Raw genomic sequence first — 25,276 nt, forward strand, 5'->3', positions numbered from 1 at the left:
CAGACATTTCCGGGGGACAAACGATTAAATCTGACCTTCGCAAAAGCGAGAGCCAAAGTCGAAGGAGTCCGGAAGGGTTTCTGCGGAGATGTTGAACAAAGTACGGAACCATTATAAGGTTTTCTTCCCGCACTAAATCGTAATGCTCTCGCGTTGCAAAAAGGACTTTGACTGGCCACTTCCCTTCTGCCCGAACACAGATTGCCTTGAGCAGTGGCAGGCTCTGCACGACGTCCCCTAGCCCCTGTGTATCAACAAAGAGGATGCCGCGATCCGGTCGGATGCGAATCTTGGCCTGGCCGACGCGCAAATAGTTTTTGCATTCATCTGTGGACAAGTCAGTTTTTTGCGTTGTATTCAGGTGCGGATCGACCAGCTCTCATTCGATCGCAGCGTCAAGCGGGGCGAAGCAAAACCAGCATGCGCATGAATGGAAAACAGCTCTGTTACTTTGGCAATCAGACAGGCAGTGACGATCACCGCATAAGCGAAGAAAAGCGTATATAGCGTTCCCAGAATTCCCTCGTCAGCGGACAAACCGCCAAAAACGACAAAAAACATGTATCCCACGTGCCAGTAAAGCGAGCCATGGGTTCGCGTGGCCCAGCGGCGAAGCAAACTTAGAAAAATGGCCGCAGCAAATAAATATTCGGTCAAGCTAGTAAAACCAGAGTCAGCAAGAGCTGATCCGACAAGAGTCGGCGCGGGAGTTTCGGCCGGGTACGTGTGATAATCGGAATAAATCATGTAGCCAAGGCCGCGAAACGGGTGATCCGGCTTGTTTGGATCAATCAAGCGGGGAAGCCAACTCGTCAACGCATAGACTCCGACTCTAGAACCGCGAAACAAACTTTGATTGTCGGGCAGAACGTTGACGAACTGGCAATAACCGCGATAGAGGCTGTCATCACCCCAGCGCGTCGCGGTGGTCGCACGCGCAAGTTTGAGAAAATCCGCAATAGTCGTTGCTCCTTGTGACTGGCGGGTCAACACGCGAGGCAAAAACCAGGTTTTTGCTCCCGCACCGAAGAATACGATCACAGACACAAAAACCATAAGGCGAGTGTTCCAAAGCGACTTGAATAGAGCGCGGTTATAGACATAAAGAGCTATGCCTGCCCATAGAATCGGCTCCTCAAGTCCGCCCTTATTCGTGCGCAGGAAAAACGAAATGCACATCATAGCCGTCAGAACGACCGCAATGAGAGACCTTCTTCCACTCAAACTGGGGAGCGTGAGCGCCAAACCGAAAACGGCAATGTCCGCTCCTCGATACCAAAATCCTCCGAATGGTATTGCTTCATCCCGGAACCTATTGAGAGCGCCGTAGAAGTTCGGAGCCGAAGTAGCTCCTACAAGAAACAACGCGATAACGCCTAGAATTACGCCTACTACTGTGATCGCGATTCCTATATGCCACAGCTTATGGAGATCGGCCCGGCTCAGATCCTGCGCAATGGGACGCGGATTACCATTCGCTAAAAGCAATCCAACTATAAGAACGACGAGGCCAAGGATGTGCACTTCCGTCGGGTAAAGTCGAAAAGCAAATTCGCGATATCCAAGGGGCAATGCGGCAGGCGAAAGCATGTAGCGGAAAAGGAGGTCGACATTATCTGTGAGCACCGCCATCCCCAGATAGGCCATGCAAAAACCCTCGGCCGATACGAGGCTCCATTTCCGAATAATCAAAGCGATCAAGCCCAGATTGACGAGCGAGAGCGCGCAAAATTCGATTATTTCCACTGTCAGATGGCAACGAACACCGGGGCTCGCGACGGGCATCGCGATGCAATCTCGGATACGATCGCAGCTCCAATTTTCTGAATGTTTGCCCTTGCAAGGGCTGCAGGGTTGCGGACCGGGTCGCCCCACTCCAGGTAGTACGCGGATTCCAGAAACGACCAGACGAATTTCAAAAGCAGATCACGATTCGGTCGGAAATCGTACAGGGCCTTCGATAGCAGCCCGGGCAATTCCGCAATGCTTTGGCAATGATAAACAAGGCCGCAGAAACCGTAGCAAAGCGAGCCAAGCGCAACCACCGGTTTTTCGTAGAGGATGGATTCCCATGCACTGCTTCCGGTAATTGTGACAACCGCGTCCGACTGTTGAATCAAGTCATGACTATCAACAGAGGGGGACAGCAATCGCACATTCGGCAGTTTTTTTATTGCGCGATAGTAGCTCAGCTTTCGCTCGCCTTTCATACCCGGATGTTCCTTCACCATTAGCCGATAGCCGATTGGCAAGCTTTTACCGATATTCTCGATGATTGCCATCTGATTCGTGCAAAAAGGCGCTCGCACGTCCGTCGTGAATTCCGGCTGAACGTGCAGCGGGAAATAGATCTTGGGACCGCTCGCAATCCTGCGGTCGAAAATTGCGGCTTCGCTTACGACGTGTCTGGAGATTCGGACTGTGTCTTGCCATACTGGCTGCCACGGAGGTGACCCATGGTACGAGCCCACCTCGAATTTGCCATCCTCGAGGAAGGTCTGCACTCGAAATGGGATTCTTGCGCCTCTTCTCGCCAGATCTCGCAATCTAGGAACCAGCGGCGAGTGCTGTGCCCATCCGAGAAAAGGGGCTTTGATCTTCTGCCGCCGGAATCTGTGCACAAACTGCGTAGCTCTGTTTGCCGCTTCATGGCTCAACGTGCGCGTTTTCACTGTCTCAAATCGCTCTCGCATGGAATGCCACAAACCAGCAGGCCCATCTAAAAAGAAGAAATGATTCGCCACCGGGGCAGGATACGGCAACAGATAAGAAATGTTCCTTCGCCGGGCCACACACCAAGCAATCCATTCCGTAGCACAGGAGATCTCTCCCAGTATCGCATCCATCGGTGCCCGGTCTAAAATGTGCTCCCAGAATCTGCGAATGCCTTCCAGGGTCCGAATTCCACGTTCAAATGAATAGGTGCTGATAATTCGATCGGCCGAAAGCATCATATTCATGCCTTGGCATTCGTGCTGATCCTCGAATTCGCGAAGTGACTCAATGCTCGTTTCCAAATTGAAACCGGAGATAAAACTCTTCAGCCACGCCGCCAAATTGAATACTTCATTGAATGCGCCACTCGCATCGAGCATCCGGAAAGCAGGAGATGTAAAGGCCACCGCGCTGACGTCACAGCCGTGGCCTTCCCTGAGCTCTCGCGCAATGGCGGGGAAAAAGTATCGGTACTCGCCTTTGCAGATCAGCAGTATGTTCATTATTTTGCGAGAGGTTGAATCGCCCCTGAAATGTCAATCGAAGTACGACTCGGAATGTGAATGAATTAGGCTCACGGCATCGCCTTTTTGAGACGTCGCAGGTCGCTCAAAGTCATATACCGAGTAACCCACAGGCATGCTAGAAACACCCCACCGCCTGCAAGAATCCGCGCAATGCTGTCCAAGAGTGTCGCCATCGCTGGGTGCCAGACGACAGCAAGAATGTACACACCCAGGGATGCAGAACTGATTTGCAAAACCCACGTCGGCCGAAACGTTTGCCGGAACAGTTTCCAATGCATGGCGATCAGTATGGCTGCTCCGCCGGCCGTCGCGAGCAACTGGCCGACCGCGGCGCCGACAATGCCGATGCGAGGAACAAGCAGCACGTCAAAGCCGACGATCGCAATACCACTCACGGCCCAAAACACAGTTGTCGTCCAGACACGGAAGTGAACATTTAGGATCACCACGTAAAGAAGGATAAAAGCCATGAAAATCCCTTGCACGCCGAGAACGGCCAGCGTCGAAGCCCCCGGCGCAAAATCATGCGACGCGACAGTTCTGAGAATGTCGTGCGGGAAAAACGCCATGAGCCCCGCGACCCCTGCACCAAACCCGAAGACAAACTTCTGGACGCTCTCAAATCGATTCCGAAACGACTGCTGGTCGTTCTGGTCATGGAGCGCCGACAATTCCGGGAACAAAACGTCATTGATCGCGCCAGTCGAGAAAAACACTAATGCCGAAATCGCAAAACAGACGCTGTAGATACCCACTTCTTGTAGTCCCAAGTAGCAACTGACAACATATTTGTCCGCGCCCAAAGACAGTGTCGATGCTAAAACACCTGGCAGGAGCGGCAGGCCGTAGCGTGCATATTTTAAAAATATGTGCCGCGATGGCCTGACAATCCGCACGCCCTGCCGAGCACGTAAATAGACCATCCCACCGGCAACGCTTAGCGCTGCGATGGCCACATAACTCCATGCCGCTGCCGCCACGCTTTCAGCCACGTAAGCGACCGCGATAACAACGAGCGTCTCCGGGATGAGCCGCGTCAGACAAAGATATGCCCATAATCGATTTTCTCGCCGCGCCCGCAACAAGTTTTTTATTTCTTCAAATATGGAATCGAAGAATAGAGCCGCGATTAATGCTGCGAGCAAGATGCCGCCGCTCTGATAGGAATGAAACGCGCGCCTGACAAACACGCCTGAAAAACAGACGAGTGCGATCCCAACAATCAGCGCAACTCCGCTGACCATCGCGAACACCGTAGAAATCGCTTCGTTCACTTCCGAAGGCTTTCGATTCCCGCTCAAGAAACGCATCAATGACGAGCCACAATTCATTGTGGAGACGGTCATTGTCATGCTGAGAGTCACAATAAAAAGCGACCATGCCCCAAATCCGGCCAGTCCCAACGTACGCGTTAATACCACCAGCCACAAATATGTCCGTACCTTTCGAAAAGGGAGAGGAAGATTAGAGAAAACGATATCTCGCGCAAACTTGCGTCCCGCCTCCTCTTCAATGGTTTGGCCGCATCCAAGAACAGCGGTGTCATAATCAAAGGCGCGTTTTGTGAAAGTGTTTATGACTGAACTCGCTCAAGCTTATCTCTGAATGGTACTGCCGCGCCGGATAACCGAGCACTGCATGTCTGTACCCCAAGCATGCGGCTCCACATTTCGAGCGCGCCCAAGCGTGATATAAATTTGTAATTGACGCTGGGCGCGCCGCTAAGAAAAGCTTGCAGTTGGCTGAACAGATAGCGCTCATCAATCACGCCGAAAATGCCGGGCGCTTGACAGAAAAATGTCGGCACGGAAAGAATGCCGCGAAAGTACTCGCCAAGAGTTCCGCGTAGCAATAACTCGTCAAATGAAGCTGCGGCTTTTTCTTTTCGCCCATGACTAAACCATTTACGACGCCGTGGGCGAGCCATATTCGGTTTCTTAAGTTGCGCCCGGATCACATGCTTCGGCTCCCGATATAGCGCGCGCCCCGAACTAGGCAAGCTCACAAAAAAGTTCACTACGCGCGAATCTAGAAACGGCATCTCGGCCCTGGCACCACCGAGGCGAAGCGCATGGAACACGAGCCGAGTGTCGAGATGGAGCATCGCCATGTCCATGCTCAATTCGGTCATCGCGCAATAGAAATCTCCTTCTTCGAGGCGTTCGATGAGTGGCCGAACAAAACAGTCCGAATACCAATCGGCCACGCATTCAAACCCAGAAACAGTGAGCGCCGGGAAGTACTTCCGCGATCTACCCGGCATCTCCCCATATCCAAACATACGTCCATCATAAAAGTGTTCTGCGTTGGTTAGACCGTCTAGAAGGCTTTCCAGCATCCAAGCGACTCGCGAACCGGCGCATACTCGCACCATTTCAATGAACCATTTGCGGAATTGGTCCGGCATTCGCCTTGTCGAGTTTTGCAGAAGTGGCAACAACTTTAGAAAGTTCGCCGAAAACAATCCTCGGCGAAACAAATAGCCCAGCGATGGCCCCGTGTAATTGTTGTCTGCCAGGGTGTCCGCCATTTGGCCCGAAAAAACGCCACACCCTTTTCCGAACACTTGCCGTTGGCGAATCCCGAACCGATAAAACAGCGGAAGCGTGATGCGCGTCCCACCGACCCACGATTGCACGTTCAACTCCCATTCGTTCGGTAATGTCTCGTCAGATGGGTCCAGAACAACCGCTTCGTGAGAAATCCCAAGCGCCTCCGCTAAGGCATGTGCTATGCCAATCTCTCTTCTGCTTCCATCGTCAGTGGCGACTCCGCCAGTAAGTGCGAGGATTTTTTCCTTTTGACGCTCTGCGACGAGATTTGCAAGCAGCGACGAGTCCGTTCCTCCGGAAAGCAAGAGCCCGGCATGGCCCATTTGGCGCGGCTCGACGGCCCGTCTGAGCAAAGGCAAAAACTCGTGTATCGCTTCGGAATTGGATTTCAAATCCCAAGTCCGAGACGGGTGCCAGTAGCGTTCAATCGTGACGTTTGGGCCCCGTTCACTGATTTCGCATTGAAGGAACCGCCCGCGTCCGATTGTTTTGACTTCGTCAAACAAGGTAAATGACGCAGGCACAAAACCTTCGTGGGCCAGAAAAAACGCTGCGGTCAGTGGGTTGATCTGTGTCGCAGCATCCATTAGGTATTGTGGGTGAGACGCGAACCGCAGCGCCGCTTGATCCGCGCGAATGAAAATGTCCTCGCATCCATACTTGTCCACGACGAGAAACACCTCGCGGGCAACCGGATCTGAAACGAGCAGGCAGAAATTTCCTTCCAGCAGAGCAAATGCCTCCGTACCATGATTCGCATAAAGGGCCCCAATCAATTCACAAATATTTCTCGGATCGGCTCTGCGGACCTCTGTGCCTTTGTCAAATCTGGCGTCGCTGGCAATGAATGGCTGGCCCCAAACGAAAATGTCGAAAGGATCTGGACCCTGACGATAAGATTTCCAATGACTTTGCGGCCACCCATTGATTTCACGCGCGAAGACTTGTATGTGCATGCCTTCATACTTCCGCACGCACTCCGTAGACTCTTCCCGGGGAGCGTCGCCTGTGGCAACTTGCCATAGACTTTCTCCGATCGCTCCCCAAAATGCCGGGAAATTGTTGGGCGTTTTTTTCACCCGATGCGTCTTACGACGAGGCTTCCAGACTGATACTTCTTGCGAAGTCCGATTTCTCGCTCTTCAAGGATTTCCGAACTGGCGCAGTTTCTCCCATAAAATGAGCCCATGTAAAATGTTCGCCTTTTTTTGCGGGACGGAGCAGTCGCCGACCAAGTATTTTGTCAATTTCGTACGGCAGAATTGCCCCGAGTGGCGCTGGCCGCAACACTTCCAGATCGCATCGTTCGATGACCTTTCCTGTAGAAAGATTACAGGCCGCACGAAGGCATCTCCGTTGCACGACCACAGTTTTTCGCTCGTTCTCCGTGACGCATTTTTCCGGAGATCCTAGAGCGCGTTCCATCTCCCGCGTCCGCTCGACCATCTCATTCCACGTTTCCGGCGTCATAGAAAATCCGTGGTCGGGCCCAGCTCGATTCGTATCGTCCGTGAAATGCTTTTCAATAATTCTCGCTCCCAGTGCCACGGCTCCGAGCACCGCAGCATGGCCTGGAGTATGGTCCGATAGGCCGAGAACCGCGTCGGGAAAACATTTACCGTAGCTCTGTAGAACGTTCAAATGGACATGATCGAAACAGCTAGCATCTCCTGTGTAATTCGTGTTGCATTGCAGAAGAGCAAATTGGGAATTCCTGACTCGAATGACCTCCATCGCGCGCTGCACTTCACCCATGTTCGAGGCACCGGTTGATAGAATCACTGGTCTGGTCCGACTGGCGACATTCTCAAGCATCTCTGTCCACGTAATGTCTCCGGAACCGATTTTGTAGGCGGCAACATACGGAGCCAGCAGATTCACGGCCTCGAAATCATATGGGGTGGACAAAAAATCGATCCCCTCATGGTCGCAGCATGCTTTTAGTTCAGCGGTCCACTCCCAAGGAAGCGACGCTTCCTGGTAAACCTCATAGACAGATTTTTGCCATTTTGCCTGATGCCCTAACCGTCCATCGAGTGCGCAAAATCCAAAATCGCTGACGATTTTGGGCGCACGAAAATGTTGAAACTTGGCGGCATCCGCGCCCGCCTGCTTAGCAAGCCGGATGAGCCTCGTCGCTCTATCGAATGAACCGTCATGATTCGCAGCAATATCCGCGATGAAATATGATGGATTTCCGTCTCCTATCGTTCGTTTACCGATTCTGAAGCTCGGCATCGGAATGTTTCTCCTTCGCATGCTTGTGGTGGAGCAACGTCTCGTAGGCGCAAAGAAGTTGTTGTGAATTCTCGTCCCAATTTGCCCGCGCCTTCACGATGTTGACATTGGTTCGTCCCATCTGTGGCCATAGCTCCGAGGAATCCAGAGCTTTTCCAGTCGCAGCGACGAGCGCACCAATATTCGCCGGCAGATAAAGCCAGCCATTCGTTTCATGTTTGACCCACTCCCTGTTTCCGCCTGCATCGGCCACGACAACCGGCAGTCCGCATCCCATCGCTTGCAGAAGGCTGATCGAGCTTCCATCGCAAGGCGCCGCGCTGACATACAAGTCCGCCTCCGCGAAATAGTCCGGCACGAGATCTTCAGGAACTTGGCCCGCCAAGTGGAATTTCTCCGCGATTCCACGCGACTGGACATATCCGCGGACTTCGGGCATCAGGCTACCGTCGCCAAGCATCAGCACCCGGATGTCTGGCTGCTGGTTTACAATACAAGTCATGGCGCGCACGAAATCCATCGCGCCGTGACTCGCCTCAAGTGCGCGTGCGCTAACGACGACCTTGCAGTCTTCCCAACCGAATATCTTTCGCAATCCGAGTATTCGACTTTTACCGCGAAGATGGCTTTGACGAATCCCCCAGGGAAAGCTAATTATCTTGTCGCGTGTGAGCAGCCCCAGCTTGGAGATCTGCTTTCGAACGGCCTCGCAGTCTCCAATCGCCATGTCCGCGCGCCTCAATACGAATTTTGTGAGACCCTTCATCCAAAAGGATGAACTTGCAGTAGACAGTACGTCCGTCCCCCACGATGCAATCAGTAGTGGATGAACACCCGATGACGCTGCGAAAAAGCCGCATGTCTGTACAGGACCGGCGTGTATAAGATCAGGCCTGAGAACCTTCACAATTTTGCGAAAGCACATCGCCGCACGAACCCAGCTCCACCGGAAAGCTCGGCAATCTTTTTCGCAAAGCGGCGAAAGCGTATGGATCCCGACAGGAATGGGCTGTGCTTCGACGTGAGTTTTTTCAGGGGCACAAGGGAGAAACCACACTTCGTGCTCCGAATGGGCAAGTAGCTCGAGAAATCGATAATCATGCGTCGAATAGGCTTGTGACACATAGAGAATCCGGGCCACAGTTACCCCACACTTGTCATCGCGAGAGAATTGGCTCTTCGGTTCATGAGCCGCGCGATTCCCCCCTCGTCGGTCATTTGGTAGAAAGACCGCAAGCCATCTTCAACAGATGGCATCTCTCGTCCCAGAAAGCCGGTTACTTTGCTGACGCATAATGTCGTGTTTCGCGGCCGTCGCGCGTCAAGGGAAGAAGCACTGACGGAAACAGGTGTTATCCCGTTGGAATCGAGATTGAAGATGTTTGCCAGCATTCGAGCATACTCATATTTGGAGCAGCTATCCCTCGCTCCGACGTGGAAGTTTCCGCAAGCCTTGCGCGCGACCAATTCGAAAATGATTTTAGAGAGAGCATTCGTCAAAAGCGGGTTGAATCGAACATCGCCGAACGCATTAAAGCATTCCTTCCGCAAAAGCTTTCCCAGCATCCATTCGCCAAGACTGGCTTTCCCTTTTTTCCAACTCTGTCCATAGAAGTTCGTTCGCACAATCAGGGCTCTCGGCATCCGTTCGCGCACGATTTCTTCTGCTGCAACCTTAGTCCGCGCATATTCGTTCAATGGATGCGCTGCAGCATTCTCATCGTAGTCGCCTGCACCGCCATCAAACACCGAATCGCTTGAAATGAAAACAAACTGCGCGCTGTGAGCCTCAGCCCAATGCGAAACTGTTTTCGTCGCTTCGACATTCACTTTCCATGCCTCAGCTCGCGCTTTTTCGCAATAATCAACATTTGTCATCGCTGCACAGTGGATGATTGCTTGCGGCCGCAAATCACTCAAATGCCGCGATGTCACATCTGGATTTGTCAGATCAAAAAAACGTTGCGTAATTCCCATGTCAGCCTTGGTAGGTACATGCGAAACACCAATCACGTCATAGGAATGAGCGGCGCCATAACGAACCAGACTTGAACCTAAGAGGCCTGTTGCGCCGGTAATCAGCAGTTTTACCAAGCGGATGATTTTCAAAAACGGCGGAGTTACAAAGCTGTGTATCCGCCGTCGACCAAAAGGTTCTGTCCCGTGACGTACGCCGACGCGTCAGAGGCAAGAAATACAGCGGCGCCGGCGATATCATTCGCGCTGGCCATGCGTCCCAAGGGAACGCGTCGCGCATAGTTCAGGACAAATTCGACAGGCATCCCGGCCGAAAACAGCCCGCCCGGACTGAGCGAGTTGACTCTCACCCCGCGTGATCCGAAATAAACAGCTAGGTAGCGCGTCAGTTGGATCATGCCCGCCTTGACGAACCCATAGCTCGGCGGATTCGTCATTTCGCTGTGCCCGTCATAAATCCGAAAGTCTGGGCTGACCACGCCATAGATCGAAGCCACGTTCACAATGCTGCCGGCGCCGTGCTTCGCCATCACTTCGCCGAAAACCATGCACATCCGATAGACTGCCTTGGCATTGATGTCGACCGCCTGCGCCCACTTTTCTACGCTGTGCTCACAGAGCGGCTCCGCGTGCACAGAGACTGCATTATTGAAAAGCACATCGATCCTTCCCCACTTCAGCTCGATCCTTGATGCAACGCTTTGAACCGAATCATTTTCAGATGCGTTGAGAGCAAATCCATGCGCGTCAAAATCCTCTCTACTGAGAACCTCTGCATACTCCTCGCATGTTTTTTTGTTTCGCGAAGCAATGATTACCGTCGCCCCCGCTTCCGCCAACGCCCTGCTAATCGCGCGCCCATATCTCCCTGCACCTCCCGTAACTAATGCGACGCGACCCTTCAATGAGAATAAATCTGGAATGGCGCGGTTTTGTGCCGCAGGCAAGACTTTGAGTTGCGCGTTCATATGATAAAAGCCTCGTGCAGATCGGAATTCAGTTCTGCAATTTGCGGATTGGCATCCAGAAAGTCGATGATTTCCGCGAGGGTCATGTCGTCGCGGCCCTGAAAATGGCGATAGATTCGTCCTTGAACTTCGAGGTCTGCGGCGTAGTCAACGGTCAAAAAGTAATGACGTCTCCGCAGATGACTTGGCACAGCCATTTTTACGCATGGAAATCTTGAGGAACTGTTCCGTGCAAACGACATAAAGCATTCACGCTCGCTCGGCGATCTGAGTTCGCGGTCGCACTCCTCCAAGACATGACGCGACACCAATTCCGCTCCGGTCCCATAGGGATAGCCGTCGCGATGAGCGTTGTGAACGATTGACAACGATTTATTATCCACCCGGTCGCCGGAGTAGAACTTTTCGATCATTTCGTCAATTCCAGCGGGATCTGTGAGCGGATTATCGCCTGTGACGCGGACAAATGCGCTCCACCCTCTCCCGGTGACTGCGCCAAGCAATCTTGTCGTCAGGTCTTCCTCCGGCCCGCGGTGCACCTCGATTCCCCATGCGCGACAGGCTTCTTCAATCGCATCGTCGTGCGCGCACTGTGAAGTTGCCACGGTCAAGCCTTCTGCATTTCGGCAGAACCTCATCCGGTCGCACAATCGCCGCAACAGTGGCTTCCCTTCGATATCGAGGAGAGCCTTGCCCGGAAGGCGCTTCGATGCCATGCGTGCTTGGACGATAATTCCGACACCTTCCGCCCTATGCCTACGCGGCATGGCTGCACGAATGCGCTTGCTCCATCACTTTCCGAATGGCATCGGCGATGTCGTCCATGTCCGCCTCGGCGGCCGGAAAGCGCACAACCCCCGTAGCTATCAATTCGAGTTCGTAAAGTCTCTCGGCCACCGGGCACAATCCTTTTTCGTATCGCGCGTCCCCTTTGTAATGCTCAAATGCGAAATGGTTTCGCTGTTGATAGAGCGGTGAGAGATATAGCGGCCTCACGTAACCTGCGCTCATCGGGATACCCTCCGCATTCATAGCCTTCACGAACATGTCGCGCGTCATCCCGATCCGCTCCTCCTCATACTTCATCGCGTACACGTAGTAAACGTGCTTCGCTCCTGGCACAATCTTTGGCGTGATCAGTCCGCTGAGGCCGACTAACCTCTCAGATAAATAATTCGCCAGGTCAATGCGGTACTGATTCAACTCGTCCAGCCTCTCCAACTGAACAATCCCCAGAGCTGCTTCGATTTCAGTCATCCGATAGTTCCATCCGACCATGCTCGACGAGTAGCTTCGTTCCTTTTGGTTGTCGGCAATCATTTCCCCGTGATTGCGAACCATGCGCGCAAGCTCCGCGATTTCTGCCCCGTTGGTAATCAGCATACCGCCTTCGCCGCAGGTGATTGTTTTGCTCTCGGTGAACGAAAAAACGCCGCAATCGCCGAATGTTCCGACGAAATGTTCGTTGTACTCCGCACCTGGCGCTTGCGCGCAGTCTTCAACCAATGGGAGGCCATGTCTCCGCGCGACTTCTGCAATTTCTTTCAGATTGGCGGGATGACCAAACAAGTGCACAACAATAATTGCTTTCGTTAGAGGAGTGATCGCGCGTTCGACCGCTTTTGCGCTCAATCCGAATGTCTCATCTTCAATGTCCGCGAAAATCGGAATCGCATTGTGCATGAGAGCGCAAGTCGCCGTGGATGTGAAAGTGTACGGAGGGACGATTACCTCACTGCCGGGCGTGACGCCCACCGCGACCACGGCTGCATGCAAAGCCGCCGTCGCGGAATTGAACGCCACCGCATATCGCACTCCGTGGTACTCCGCGAATCGCTTTTCAAATTCCTTGATTTTCTCGCCGCCCAGGAAATATTCCCCGGGCGTTGCGATAAAAGTGGACAGTTTTCCGCTTTCCAGGACATCCAGGACAACTCGTTTCTCCTTCTCAGTGATAACTGGGTGTGCAGGAAAAGGCCTTGACCGGATCGGTTCGCCGCCCAACAGTGCGAGCTTCCGTTTTGAAAGTCGATTCAAGAAAAGCCCAATTTCAAATGTTCATCGAGGCTAGCGCGATGCAGCACTCAGTGTTTTGGTCACATGGAGCAATGGAATGCGTCTTCGTCCATTGACGGCAGATTGATGCAACGCGCAAATCACTTCGAGCGCGGCGCGGCCGTCTTCACCGCTGCTGATTGGCTTTTGCTTTCGCTCCAGGCAATCAATCAGGTGCGCGACGCCGTAGAGCAACAATTCATGGGAGGAACTGGTTTTGAATGGCATTTCGGCCGAAAAAAGCTCGCTATAACCCGAATATTTCTCGCTCTCGCGGACCTCTTCGAAATCAGCTTGAAATCCGTGCGCGCCGACGCGCAGCCGCCCTTTCGTACCGAGCAGTGTAACCTCAAAAATCGTGTATGCCCTCACATCACATGCCTGAATCACGGCCAGTGTGCCGTCGTGAAATCCGAGCCAGGCATCAATGTTCGGATCTGCATCATTTCTCGAGGAATTCGCGCTCACGCTTCCTTCGACCCAATTCACATCTCCCAAATAGAATCGAAGAAGATCAAAGAGGTGTGTCCCTGTGTTCGCCACGCCTGCCGTGTAATAGCATGTAACTTGCTGCAATCGCCCCAGCTTTCCATCTTTCAGGCAGCGAGCAATCTGTTGGTGCATGGGATCGAAGCGCCGCTGATGATCAACGGCAAGGATTACGCCGTGCTCATCGCACAGCCGAATCATCTCTTCAGCCGCATCCAGCGAGTCCGTAATGGGCTTTTCGCAGAAAATCGCTTTGATACCGTTGGCGGCTGCGGCGAGCGCAATTTCCGCGTGCGAAGCACTTGGCGTGCAAATTGAAAGGATGTCCAGATTCTCCCGCTCCAGCATCATTTCGACATCCGTATATCGTCCTTCCACTCCATACTTGCCGGCATAGCGAAGCACATTTTTCTCTTCAAGATCACAAAGTGCCGCGAGCTCAACCCCTGGCATACGCCAGTACGCGCCCGCATGAGTGCTGACGTGTTTTCGCTTCGGATCGTCATCGAAACCGCACCCGATTCGGCCGCACCCGACGATACCCGCGCGCCACATCATTTTTCTTGCGCAGCCAACTGCGCGTAACTCTCGCGGAGCTGTTCGTATTCGCTGCGCAATATGCTCATACGGATGGCATCGTAATACCGGAAGTTCCTGTACTGTTCCTGCCGCAGCACTCCTTCACGCACGAATCCGGCCTTTTCGTATGCCCGCACGGCTCCCGCGTTCTCGCTGTTGACGCCCAGCCATACCTTGTTCAGATTGAGCTTCTCGAATCCGTAGACAACCATCAGTTTCGTACATTCCGTGCCGATTCCACGATTCCAGAATCTCTTATCGCCAAGGAAAATACGGAACTCTCCAGTCCGCGTCACCCAGTGAATCCGGTATAGGCCCGTGGTTCCCAGAAACGTGTCCGTGCGCTTATCGCAGATGGCAAAAACGATCTCTTCCTGATTATCGCGGTTGCGTTCCCATTGCATCACAAGCGTTTCGACGTTCGATGCTACGAGCCCCATGAAAAGCAGCCGCGTCGCTTCCGGATCGTTTAAATATTCCACCATCGCCGGCAGGTCGCCCCGCTCGTAGCTTCTCAGATAAATCTGCTCACCGGCGAGAAACTGTGCGCCCAATGGCTTCCTCCCACAAATCCAATCCTGAGAGAGAGATTGGCAATCGCCATTGCATTGATTGTTTTGCCTCCTCAGCCAGAATGAGCGACTGGACAGCAGTCTCCCCATCGATCAGTGGTGTGTCCTTCCCCTCTAGGCAATCGAGGAAATGGCGCATCTCCGATCGATACGTATCCTCAATCGTCGTGCCGATATCTGTCGAAAACCATTTTTGCGAAACGCCATCAAACCATCGCAGCGATCGCGCAAACAAATTCCCCGCGATTCTCCCTCCCGTGCCGGTCACTTCGAACCATCGCTCGGCCGGCCTCTGCACAAAATCGAGATGAACCGAGACGACCTTGTCTGCATACGTAATGGTGATCTCCGCCGTATCCTCTACATCAATTTCCAGGTCGCTGTATTTCCCCCCCGCGGAGTAAATGCTGTCAGGCCAGCCGAAAAACCATAAAGCGATATCGATCTCGTGTATCGCGTCCAGAATCACCCCGCCGCCGAGACTCTTGCATGCGCCGTATCCCGCGCGATAGTCCTCTAGCGGATGGCGCCACGGCAAATAGGAGCCGAAGTGCAGTCGCGCGCCTGTGACCGTGCCAATTCGCTTCTCGTTCAGCCACTGCTTCGCTGTATTGAGCAACGGATCAAATCGGAAATTGTATCCAGCTAAAAGCAGTCGCTCTTTTTCAGCCACTTCATGCAAAAGGTCGGCCACGCCGTCTGTCGAATGCGAAATAGGTTTTTCGATGAACAAATGGCAGTTGTGCCTGAGCGCTTCGAATGCAAGCTCAAGATGCAGCCCGGTCGGCGCACAAATCACAGCCGCGTCTGGCTCTGCCTTAAATGCATCTTCGAGCGTATGGAATTCTTCCATTTGCAGCTCGCGCCCAAGACTCTCCGCTCTTTTCTCGTCCGTATCGAAGAGCAGGACATCCTCCACGCCCAGTTCGCGAAGGACCTTCGCATGTCTCTGCCCAATTGAACCGCACCCTATAATCAGCAGTCTCGATTTTCTCGAATCGTTGCCTCGCAAAACCATGCTCGAACTCACCCTATATAGCTGCTCCGACCGCTCGAACAATCCTTGGCATTTTTTGGACAGTGGCGCAACCACCGAGCTTCAACCCGCGCAGAATGCAGCGCATCTCTTCGCGGCTGAGCCACTGAGCATTTGTATTACTACTGTATTCGAACCGGTCATCACATGGCTTCCCGGCTTTCCAGTTTTTCTTGTCCCACCAAGGAAAATCAGGTTGAATCACATAAAAATCCGCCATTTCCGTGGTGTTTCGGGCCTCGTCCCCTGGGATCATTATCTCGTGCAGTTTCTCACCCGCTCGAATGCCGATGACTTCAATCCGGCAATGCGGCGCAATCAGTTCCGCGAGGTCGCTGATCCTCATGCTTGGAATTTTGGGAACGAAAATCTCGCCGCCATGCATTCGTTCGAGGGATTCCGCAACAAATCGCGCGCCTTGTTCCAGCGTGATCCAGAATCGAGTCATGCGGTGGTCCGTGATGGTGAGCGTCCCGGTTTTTTGCTGTTCCCAGAAGAATGGGACCACGCTGCCCCGGCTCCCAACCACGTTTCCGTAGCGCACGACGCTCATGCGCGTCGCTCCCCCGCCTGAGTAGGCGTTCCCTGCAATGAAGAGTTTGTCCGAGCACAGCTTGGATGCCCCGTATAAATTGATAGGATTAGCCGCTTTATCTGTGCTCAGGGCAATCACGCGCTCGACTCCGCAATCGATCGCCGCATCGATTACGTTCGACGCACCAATTACGTTCGTCTTGATTGCTTCAAAGGGATTGTATTCGGCACACGCCACCTGTTTTAGAGCGGCTGCATGCACGACGATGTCCACGCCATGAAAGGCCCGGTAGAGTCGCTCCTTATCGCGGACATCGCCGATGAAGTAGCGGATATTCGGCCCATCGAAACCCTCCGATCTCATCGTGAATTGTTTCAGTTCATCACGGCTGAAGATGATTAGCTTTTGGGGGGCATACTTCGCCATCACGAGCGAAGCGAAGGCTCGCGCGAAGCTGCCCGTCCCGCCGGTGATCAGAACTGTCTTTTCGCGCCAATCGATCATCAAGCGAACCTCAGAACGTTCGCGCCGACAGCTTCTTGTCTTCCTTTTTCGATATTGATATTCAACGCTCGAACATCAGCGGCATCGATATCAACAACGATTGATTTCATTATCAGATCAATGGACAAAATCAGCCGATAGGCGCCTTTTCTTCGCAGGAGAACGCCTTCCAGCCCCGCAAGAGGCCCGCGAATAACTCTCACGTGTCGTCCAACGGTCAGATAAAGATGAGGCTGAGCATTCATTCCCCGTACAAGACCGCCGCGCAAGATGTCAATCTCTTGCTCTGGCAGAGCTACGGGCCTGTCTCCAAACCCCACGAGCCTCGCAACTCCGGGCACTCGCAAGACACAAAGTCGATCTCGCAGGGAAATGCGCACAAAAACGTAGCCGGGAAATAGCGGCAACTGCAGACGTACCTTCCGGTCCCTCCATATGTGGATGGCCTCATGGAGGGGAAGAAAGCTTATCAGCCCGCGGTTTTCCAGTTGCGAGGCGACTTTTTTTTCATGATTCGCTGACGTGTAAATCGCGTACCAGCGCAGATCAGTCAGCGCGTTTGCCTGTCCCAAGTTTGCGTCTTTCATCTGAAGTGGGCTCAAAGTTGTTGCAGCCATTGAATCTCCTCCAAGTCTCGCCTTATTTCGTAGGCGAGCACAGCTCCGCCCCGTGACCTACAGGGTCAAATTGCTCAACTCCTTGTTTTTCAGCGCTTTGCAGCTACTCTAGGCTCGCCTTCGTTGCCAACTTCGGCGTTCTCAATCCGTTGCCTAGCCCCACTCTCGTGGAGAACACACGGCGCAGCAGGACGTTACTTACCCCACGGACTCCTCAATCCCGGTGCTTCTACGCACTCGCTCTGTAGCGTTCATTCGCATACTGCTCGCGCGCTCTGGAGTGCCGACGGTAATGCGAGCTGGCTCTGCGAGCATCAAAATCGTTCAAGACAGCTCCTATTAGGCTTGCTCCTGCATCGGACAAAGAAGCGAGCGTACGCTGCACAACCTCACGCGGTGTAGCCCCTCCTTTAACGACCATTACCGTTCCCTCGACAATCGTCGCCAGAATCCTCCCATCGGTGGCATTGAGCAGTGGCGGGGTGTCCACCAGCACGAAGCTGTAGTCCATCATCGCTTCGCATAGGAGAGCCTGCATTCGGTCTGGCAGAAGAATTTCGCTAGGATTTGCTGGCTCCGGGCCGCTCACAAGACACTCAAGCCCTCTTTCGCGCGTTGGCTGAATGAACTTGCGCCAGGATTCTCCGGAAGTAAGATAGTTCGCGAGCCCTGCGGAATTTCCCAGATTGAAAAACTCGTGAATGCTTGGCCGGCGCATGTCCGCATCAATGATCAGCACTCGTTTGCCGATTTGCGCCAGCGAAATCCCCAGATTGCTGCAGACGGTCGTCTTCCCCTCCTCAGAATCGGCGCTCACAAATGCCAGAGAGCGGGGTGGCCGTCGCGCGCTCGAAAGCAAGACCGAGGTACGCAGTCCGCGAAACGCTTCGCACAGCTCCGATTGCACCATTAACCGAGTATCGATGAGAACTTGGCCATTGCCGGACTTCGTGCGAGATACGCTTGTTCCGCCAAGCGCCTGCGCGGTGAAAGTCGGCTCTGGAAGCACCCGTTTTTGTCCATTCTTTTTCCGAAGCAATGACCGCGGTATAGCCGCAAGGGCAGGTGTGCGAAGGAAATGTTCCAAATCGTCTGGCGATTTGAGAGTGTTGTCCAGATGTTCCTTCAAGAACGCAAGCGTTACTCCCGTTCCCAGCCCGAGCAGCAATCCTAGCGCGAGATTCATGGCCACTCGTGGTTTTACAGCGCTCGTTGGCGGCGCGGCGCTGTCCACAACGCGAATGTTGCTCGCGTTTAGCCCTGCGGAAACTTCCGCCTCCTTAAGTCGCTGCAAAAATCCCTCATAGAGCTGTTTATTGATGTCGGCATCGCGTTTCAAAATGTTGTATTGCACCGATTTTTCGGCGATGACGGCCGCTTCTTTTTGTTGCCCCTCGAACGCTGCTCTCACCAGCGCCTCGCGATGAACCGCTGCAAAGTATTCGTTGGCAATATGCCGGATTGCCTGATCTCGTCCCTGGGTGAGGAGTTGCTTCGTTCGATCGATCTCGTTCTGTAGCGCTTTCATCTGTGGATAACCGGGCTTGAACGCTGCGGCCAGCGCCGCCTGTTGTCGCTCCAAGTCGCCAAGCTGGCTCGTCAGGTCCTGCGTCATTTTGTTGTCGAAGACCCCCGGTAGGGAGCGGTCGTCGTTGCCCAGTGCCAGCTTGTAGAGCGATTCTTTCGCGAATCTGTCTGCCTGCGCCTGCGTAAGTTCGTCCTGCAACTGGCGCAATCTTTCGTCGACAATGTTTTCCGTTGTTCCCGTGTTGTTTTCGAGATAAAGCAGATCGTTCGCCTGCGCATATTGTTGTAGCGCGTCCTCGGATGCCTCCAGCTTGGTCTTCAATTCGCCGATTTGGCCGGTGAGCCACGTAGAAGCCCGCTGAGTGGCCTCCCAATGATTTTGAAAATTCTGCTCAATATAACTGTCCGTCAGAGTGTTCAACACCTTTGCCGCCAGTTGCGGTTCGTAGGCGTCAAAAGTAACGCGAACCAGGCGGCTCCGCTGGATCGGCATGACGTTGAGCCTTTCTTCAAATCGTTGCAGCACTTTCTGCTCATGTCCGCTATCGGTAGGCAGCACTGCTACGCGCTTTCCATCTCGTATTGCTGAAATCGCTTTGCCGGGATTGAATTCGGATGTCTGGTCGAGCCGCAACTTCTTAACCACGTCTTGAGCCAGGCTATCGCTTTGTAAAATCTTGTACTGCGTTTCCAGATAATCGTCGCTGGTGTTTTCAACCTGAAAAAGATTTTGAACAGTGGCTATGTTGGGATCCTCTTGCTCGACCTCCACCAGGGTCTTCGCCTCATACAAAGGCTTCTCTTTCAAAGTCACAGCCAGCACGAAAAGGAAAATCGCAAGCAATGCAAACAAAATCGTCCATCGTCGTCTCGATGCCACTCCGAGATAAGCTCGCAAATTCTCTGCGTTCCCCTCGCGCACGTATCCCAGCGTTCCCGGCAGATCCTGCATCCGCAATCCGCCCTTCGACGAGCCTGATCCGAACAATTGAATTTGCTGCGGTTCGATCACACCTTCACCTATAGACAATCACGCCTGCCGCAATCGTGATTGCTGCTTCCGTCCCGCGATACAGCGCGGATTTGGCCGTGCTATTCGGAACAAAAATGATATCTTTGGCATGCAGCATCGGGTCCGGCGCCTTTCCAGAAAGAATTCGTTTGAGATCAATTGGGATTTCCGCCCTCGCGCCCGTAGCTTCATCCGTACGTATGATCCGAGCGCGGCTGGCCGCCGAAGTGCGGGTCACACCCTCGGCAAGCGCAAGCGCCTGCAGCACCGAGATGGTATCGCTAGCCTTGAGAACAAATCCTCCGGGTTTATGCACTTCTCCAACCACGTAGACGATTCCCGCCTGTGGCACTTTCACAATGTCGCCCGGATAAACCAGAATGTTGTATCGCGCATCGCCAGAAGAAAGCAGGTCTTTCAAATCAACTTGCATTGACTTCGTATCCTTGCTCTCCATTTCGTTCTGCGATGCATGTCGCACAAATGTATTGCTCGGCGAACTCGCCGCCACCTGCAAAGAACTCGAAGCGGAGCCGGCGCCAGCAGGCGTCGCATACTCTCCGTGGCGCATGACAATCACTCGATTCCCCGCATCCTCAGTCAAGCCCTGCGCCATCGACAGCATTTCGATCAGCGTCTTGGGATCGCTTATCTGATAAACTCCCGGCTTTCCCACGGCCCCGAGAACCGCAACGGGATGGCTTTGTACCGCAGCCAGAAATACGGTCACTTGCGGGTCGTTCATATACTTCTGTCGCAAACGGTTTTCGAGTTCCGCTTCGAGCCCCCGGGGTGTCAGCCCTGCCGCCTGGACTTCCCCCACAAGCGGCAGAGAAATCTCTCCTTCCGCGGATACGCGGACTGTTCGGCCAAGGTCCGGGGCTCCATAGATGCTGATATTCAGCAGATCTTCAGCGCCGATTCGGTAGTCACTCTCAGATGCTTCGTCGCTTGGCTTTCCCAACCGCGTTTGCAGTTCGGCGAGCCTCTGGTTGTAATCTTGCATGGAACTTCCGTGGGGACTCTTGGAACTCTGATTTTGGAATGAGAGTGGCCTCGGTTTGCTATGTGATGACGCGCCGAGAGATAGCAGCACCAGTCCCGTCAATATCAATAGACACGCGATGTGTGCGCTCGCCTTCCGGCGATTTCCTGTGGAACTGAGTATGGTCATTGCTGAACTCAACGCGGATCGCGGTCCAATCCGCCCGTATTTTCCCGTACCAGTGCTCAAACTGGCCGCCACCGGCCATCACAAATTGATGGTCGCCCCAGACGCCGGCAGGAGGCAATTTGGGCGGCTTTAATAACGCGCTCATTTACGGTATACAAGCGGCAACAACCGACAATGAGCGGCAACAAGCGGCAGCAGGCGACACGCCACCCGAAACGATTGTTCCTTTTGAACTTGACTTTCAGGTTGTCCTATACTAAATATTACCTATTAATATATACAACTAGCCAAACGATCGATAATTAAGGAACAACTTAGTGGCGGCGACGAAGCCAACCCAGCCAGGCGACACATCGAGTCCACCTACCGCGGTGGACCGCCTCGATAACTGGAAAAGTATTGCCCATTATCTTTGCAGGGATGTCCGCACCGCCCAAAGATGGGAAAAACACGATTCCCTCCCCGTCCATCGCCTCCCGAACTCTAAGCGCGGGGCTGTGTACGCATTCAAAACCGAGATCGACCAGTGGTGGGCCAGCGATCATCATCGTAAGAAGAGGGAATCCGGCGGGTCCTTCGCTTCAGACTCTCCAGAGGTTGTGCGGCCTTCCCATCGCACTTCTTATCTTCGGCCGGCAATCTACGTTTTTCTCATCGCTGTCATTATTGCTGCGTCGCCAGAAATGAGCCGCATCCTGGTGCGGCCATCGCGCCCTCACCTCGATCCGAACCAGGGACAAGCCACGCTAGTTATTCTTTCATTCGCGAACCATTCCAAGGGCGGCGTTGGCAATCGCTTCGCGCAAGAACTGGGAGAGTCACTGACTCACAAGATTGGCAATGGCCGCGGTCTGCGAATTATCACGGTCTCTTCGGAGATCCCATACCTCGCAGCCGGTGAAACTTTACATGAGATCCCTTCGACACTTCATCCCCAAGCTCTAATTCGAGGCAGCGTCCAGTTCGTTGGGGGGAAATCTAGCGTTTCCGTAGAATTAGTTGAGGGCGCAAATGGCTCGCGCCTTTGGGCGCATCAATATCAGCAGAGCGGTCCTGACCTCTCTTCTTGTGAAAAGGCTCTGATTCCCAGGATCACGGCGGAATTGGAGCCTGCCATCATGTCTGTCCTCGGCGGACGCGTGGCCGGCTCCGTCTCTTTTCCTTCGGGCCAAACCTCACAGCCCCACCAATAAACGGGAGGCTGTCTCATAAATAGCCTCAGCCCCAACATAAAACGGCTTCAGGGGGGCGGAGCTTTAGCCCTGGCGTAAACCATCCGAAAAAATGAGGACTTCAGGCCCCACAGTAACACTCTGGATCGCTCTTGATATTTATCAGATGGCTGCTAGCAATTCAGCGATCGCCGGCGTCTCAAAGAATTAGAGCGTCCGTGTGATGATCCTCAACGACCTCGGATTGTCCGGGTCGAATCCTTTCACTTCGGCTAGATAGGCCGCGAATAACTGTCCCGGAATGATGTACGGGATTGCCGTAAAAATCTCCGGAAACCTCCCCGGTACCCGGACCACGCGCGTCAACCTAGCCAGTGACACTCCCTCTGAGGAAATTGCCAGTATTTCTGCGCGCAGCCGGCGCAAGCGTTCAATCAATGCCCGCTGTCCTGCCAATGTCTTCCCTGGCGGCGCGAAAAGAAGCACGGGGAAGTCGCGTTCAATCATGGCAATCGGCCCGTGCAGAAAATCTGCCGAAGAAAACCTCTCCGCCACGACGTAGCAGGTCTCCATCAGCTTCAGCGACAGTTCGAACGCGTTCGCATAATTCATTCCGCGCGCCACGACCGCGCATTGGCGCATATACCGATACCGCTCCACCTTTTCTTTGATTTCAGGAGCGAGTCTCAGTGTTTCGCGCGCGTGGCCGGGAATTTCGCTGACGTCATCGAAGGCGATCTTGTGTCCCAGCGCGGAGGCCAGCAGGTAAAGAATGAGCAGTTGTCCCGTGTAGGTCTTCGTTGCAGCAACCGACCGTTGTTTTCCAGCCCTCACAAGGAATGTTTCGTCCACAATCCGTGCCATGGACGACTTCGCTTCGTTTGTCACTGCAACCGTATAGGCGCCTTCGACGCGCGCCTTTTTCAAAACATAATTGATGTCTGTTCCTTCACCCGATTGCGAAATTCCAATCACCAGCGCCTGCCGCAAATCCAACCGCGCTCCGTAAAGCGTATGGACCGACGGCGCACACAAAGACACCGGGATCCCTGTGGTGATTTCCAGCAGATAGCGTCCAAAAAGCGCTGCGTTGTCCGATGTCCCACGCGCTACAAGGACGATGAAGCGAATGTTTCGTTTTGAAATGAATTTCTTAAAATCTACTGCGTGGTCTCGTTCCTTCGCGAAGGTCAATTGCAATGCCTTCGGCTGCTCCCGAATTTCTTCTATCATTCGCGACATCTGATGTAACGAATCTCAGAATCCTTCTCCGAGCCCTCCTGTCATTCATGCCAGCCCGGTCCGCGCAACGGCCTACCCGCGGTCACGCCGGTCAATTTCCCATCTGCAAATTCTAGCTTCCCATTTACAATCACATACTCCACGCCCGCCGACTCCTGATTCGGGTCGGTATATGTCGCTTTGTCGATGATCGTCGCCGGATCGAAAATCGTCACGTCCGCAAAAAACCCCGGCTTCAGGAGCCCGCGTCCCGTGAGATGCTCCTCCTGGGCCGGCATAGAGGTAATTTTTCGAATGGCTTCGGGCAGCGGCATCAAATGCAAGTTTCGAACGTAATGTCCCAGAAATCGCGGCATGGAACCCCACGCGCGCGGATGGTTGTGCGGCTCATAAAGCGGCCCATCGAGCGCAGTTTCATTGGCATCGAGCCCGATGCTCGTCCATCGCTGTTTCAATCCGTACTGTAGGTCTTGCTCATTGGAAATGAAATAGAGCGCGCCCGTCTGCGCTCCATCCGCAAGAATGAAATCGAACATGGCGTCGAGCGGATCCTTCTTCTCCGCTTCCGCCATTTGCGCCACAGTCTTGCCGTCGTATTTCTTCAGGTCTGGATTTACGACACCGGAAATCATCACGCCCGAAGGTCCGCCGCTATCGAAATACAAATTCTCCCAACCCGGATGGTCTGCGGCCATCTCCGCTTCGATCCGTTTGCGAACCTCCGGGTCGCGCAGTCGTGCCAGCAGTTTGTCAACCCCGCCGTCCGCCACCCATGGCGGCAGGCATGACGCCAGCGCCGTCGCTCCTGCGAGATACGGATACATATTCGCCGCAATATCCAATCCCGAATCCCTCGCCGTCTGAATTCTGCCCACCACTTTCGGCATCGAGCCCCATCGCGATTTTCCACTCACTTTGAGATGGAAAACTTCCACCGGCAAATGCCCTTCACGTCCGATGCGAATTGCCTCGTCGAGCGCTTCCATTTCTGTTTGTCCTTCGCTGCGCATGTGCGTCGCGTAGATCCCGCCATATTTCCCCGCGACGCTCGCCAGCGCAATCAACTCACCCGTTTTCGCGTAATGCCCCGGCGGATAGATCAGCGCCGTGGAAATTCCCATCGCGCCCTGCTGCATCGCCTGGGCCACAAGTCCTTTCATTTTTTCCAGTTCATCTGCCGTCGGCGGCCGGTCACCATCGCCAATCACAGCCTCGCGAACTTGCGCCGCGCCGACGTATGTCCCCAGATTCAACGGCGTACCGGATTTCTCCAGCCGCGTAAAATATCCCGCGAGATCCGTCCAATCGACCGTCAAATGGAATTCATCGAGAAACGGTTTCATCGGAGTAAGTGTCAGAGTGTCCTGTGGTGCAATCGATTGCCCCTCTCCGGTGATTTCCGAAGTAATCCCTTGCGAAATCTTGCTCAGCGAACGGTTATCAATGAGCAGCGAGCTCTCTGACTGTCCCAGCATGTCGATGAATCCCGGCGCTACAACGTACCCGTTAGCGTCAATCACGCGCGTTGTCGTAGCGCCGTCCAATTTGCCGATCGCCGCAATGTGGTCCCCGCGAATTCCAATGTCGGCCGAAAACCAGGGATTGCCGGTGCCGTCGAGAATATGTCCGCCTCGAATAATCAAGTCATACGTTTCGGCATTCTGTCCCGCGGCATGAACCGGCCGCCGTAGGATGGAAAACTCCGTTACGGCCGCAAAAATTCCCATGACCAGGATCGCCGCGCCGATCGCTACGCTTCGTTTCATTTGCGCTCCTTTATTGCAT

20 protein-coding genes are annotated in these 25,276 nt (G+C 53.8%); 1 reads left to right on the forward strand and 19 read right to left on the reverse strand.

What is annotated here, in order from left to right; translation table 11 throughout:
- Window positions 1-357: 357 nt before the first annotated feature.
- From VGR81_06940 to VGR81_07020, 17 genes are all read right to left on the reverse strand, one after another.
- Window positions 358-1,785, reverse strand: coding sequence for a hypothetical protein (locus tag VGR81_06940; protein HEV2288671.1), 1,428 nt, complete (start codon window positions 1,783-1,785; stop codon window positions 358-360).
- Complete coding sequence (locus tag VGR81_06945) at window positions 1,749-2,504, reverse strand: hypothetical protein (GenBank protein ID HEV2288672.1); 756 nt, start codon at window positions 2,502-2,504, stop codon at window positions 1,749-1,751. Before VGR81_06945 ends, VGR81_06940 begins: the two co-directional genes overlap by 37 nt.
- A 785-nt stretch (window positions 2,505-3,289) precedes the next feature.
- Window positions 3,290-4,663, reverse strand: a complete 1,374-nt coding sequence (locus VGR81_06950) for an oligosaccharide flippase family protein (GenBank protein ID HEV2288673.1) — start codon at window positions 4,661-4,663, stop codon at window positions 3,290-3,292.
- Window positions 4,664-4,815: 152 nt separating this feature from the next.
- Window positions 4,816-6,750, reverse strand: a complete 1,935-nt coding sequence (locus VGR81_06955; GenBank protein ID HEV2288674.1) for an asparagine synthase-related protein — start codon at window positions 6,748-6,750, stop codon at window positions 4,816-4,818.
- Window positions 6,751-6,883: 133 nt separating this feature from the next.
- The gene (locus VGR81_06960; GenBank protein ID HEV2288675.1) at window positions 6,884-8,032 is read right to left on the reverse strand and encodes an N-acetylneuraminate synthase family protein; all 1,149 of its coding nucleotides are present in this window, start codon (window positions 8,030-8,032) and stop codon (window positions 6,884-6,886) included.
- Window positions 8,010-8,627, reverse strand: coding sequence for a glycosyltransferase (locus VGR81_06965; protein ID HEV2288676.1), 618 nt, complete (start codon window positions 8,625-8,627; stop codon window positions 8,010-8,012). The genes VGR81_06960 and VGR81_06965 overlap by 23 nt, the downstream gene beginning before the upstream one ends.
- Window positions 8,628-9,175: 548 nt before the next feature.
- Window positions 9,176-10,141 (reverse strand): SDR family oxidoreductase, encoded by a 966-nt coding sequence (locus VGR81_06970; protein HEV2288677.1) that lies wholly within the window; start codon window positions 10,139-10,141, stop codon window positions 9,176-9,178.
- Window positions 10,142-10,152: 11 nt separating this feature from the next.
- On the reverse strand, window positions 10,153-10,977 hold the full coding sequence (locus tag VGR81_06975) for an SDR family oxidoreductase (GenBank protein HEV2288678.1): 825 nt from the start codon (window positions 10,975-10,977) through the stop codon (window positions 10,153-10,155).
- Entirely contained in the window at window positions 10,974-11,744 is a 771-nt protein-coding gene (locus VGR81_06980; GenBank protein HEV2288679.1) for an NTP transferase domain-containing protein, read from the reverse strand. The genes VGR81_06975 and VGR81_06980 overlap by 4 nt, the downstream gene beginning before the upstream one ends.
- The gene (locus VGR81_06985; GenBank protein ID HEV2288680.1) at window positions 11,734-12,981 is read right to left on the reverse strand and encodes a DegT/DnrJ/EryC1/StrS family aminotransferase; all 1,248 of its coding nucleotides are present in this window, start codon (window positions 12,979-12,981) and stop codon (window positions 11,734-11,736) included. Before VGR81_06985 ends, VGR81_06980 begins: the two co-directional genes overlap by 11 nt.
- A 63-nt stretch (window positions 12,982-13,044) precedes the next feature.
- Window positions 13,045-14,079, reverse strand: coding sequence for a Gfo/Idh/MocA family oxidoreductase (locus VGR81_06990; protein HEV2288681.1), 1,035 nt, complete (start codon window positions 14,077-14,079; stop codon window positions 13,045-13,047).
- Complete coding sequence (locus tag VGR81_06995) at window positions 14,076-14,654, reverse strand: GNAT family protein (GenBank protein HEV2288682.1); 579 nt, start codon at window positions 14,652-14,654, stop codon at window positions 14,076-14,078. The genes VGR81_06990 and VGR81_06995 overlap by 4 nt, the downstream gene beginning before the upstream one ends.
- On the reverse strand, window positions 14,629-15,690 hold the full coding sequence (locus VGR81_07000; GenBank protein HEV2288683.1) for a Gfo/Idh/MocA family oxidoreductase: 1,062 nt from the start codon (window positions 15,688-15,690) through the stop codon (window positions 14,629-14,631). The genes VGR81_06995 and VGR81_07000 overlap by 26 nt, the downstream gene beginning before the upstream one ends.
- Window positions 15,691-15,703: 13 nt before the next feature.
- Window positions 15,704-16,747 (reverse strand): UDP-N-acetylglucosamine 4,6-dehydratase (inverting), encoded by a 1,044-nt coding sequence (gene pseB, locus VGR81_07005; GenBank protein ID HEV2288684.1) that lies wholly within the window; start codon window positions 16,745-16,747, stop codon window positions 15,704-15,706.
- A complete protein-coding gene (locus VGR81_07010) occupies window positions 16,747-17,364 on the reverse strand; it encodes a UpxY family transcription antiterminator (GenBank protein ID HEV2288685.1) in 618 nt (205 codons plus the stop codon). The genes pseB and VGR81_07010 overlap by 1 nt, the downstream gene beginning before the upstream one ends.
- Before the next feature lie 229 nt (window positions 17,365-17,593).
- Entirely contained in the window at window positions 17,594-19,921 is a 2,328-nt protein-coding gene (locus tag VGR81_07015) for a polysaccharide biosynthesis tyrosine autokinase (GenBank protein HEV2288686.1), read from the reverse strand.
- On the reverse strand, window positions 19,908-20,909 hold the full coding sequence (locus tag VGR81_07020) for a polysaccharide biosynthesis/export family protein (GenBank protein ID HEV2288687.1): 1,002 nt from the start codon (window positions 20,907-20,909) through the stop codon (window positions 19,908-19,910). Before VGR81_07020 ends, VGR81_07015 begins: the two co-directional genes overlap by 14 nt.
- A 665-nt stretch (window positions 20,910-21,574) precedes the next feature.
- On the opposite strand from VGR81_07020, the gene VGR81_07025 reads away from it, so the two are divergent.
- The gene (locus VGR81_07025) at window positions 21,575-22,270 is read left to right on the forward strand and encodes a hypothetical protein (protein ID HEV2288688.1); all 696 of its coding nucleotides are present in this window, start codon (window positions 21,575-21,577) and stop codon (window positions 22,268-22,270) included.
- 186 nt (window positions 22,271-22,456) lie between these two features.
- Here the strand turns inward: VGR81_07025 and VGR81_07030 are convergent, their stop codons facing one another.
- Window positions 22,457-23,482: an SIS domain-containing protein gene (locus tag VGR81_07030; protein HEV2288689.1), complete on the reverse strand. Its 1,026-nt coding sequence runs from the start codon at window positions 23,480-23,482 to the stop codon at window positions 22,457-22,459.
- A 50-nt stretch (window positions 23,483-23,532) separates the two neighbouring features.
- Window positions 23,533-25,257, reverse strand: coding sequence for a D-aminoacylase (locus VGR81_07035; GenBank protein HEV2288690.1), 1,725 nt, complete (start codon window positions 25,255-25,257; stop codon window positions 23,533-23,535).
- Window positions 25,258-25,276 lie beyond the last annotated feature (19 nt).

The sequence above is a fragment of the Candidatus Acidiferrales bacterium genome, from assembly GCA_035934015.1.
GTDB lineage: Bacteria > Acidobacteriota > Terriglobia > Acidiferrales > UBA7541 > DAHUXN01.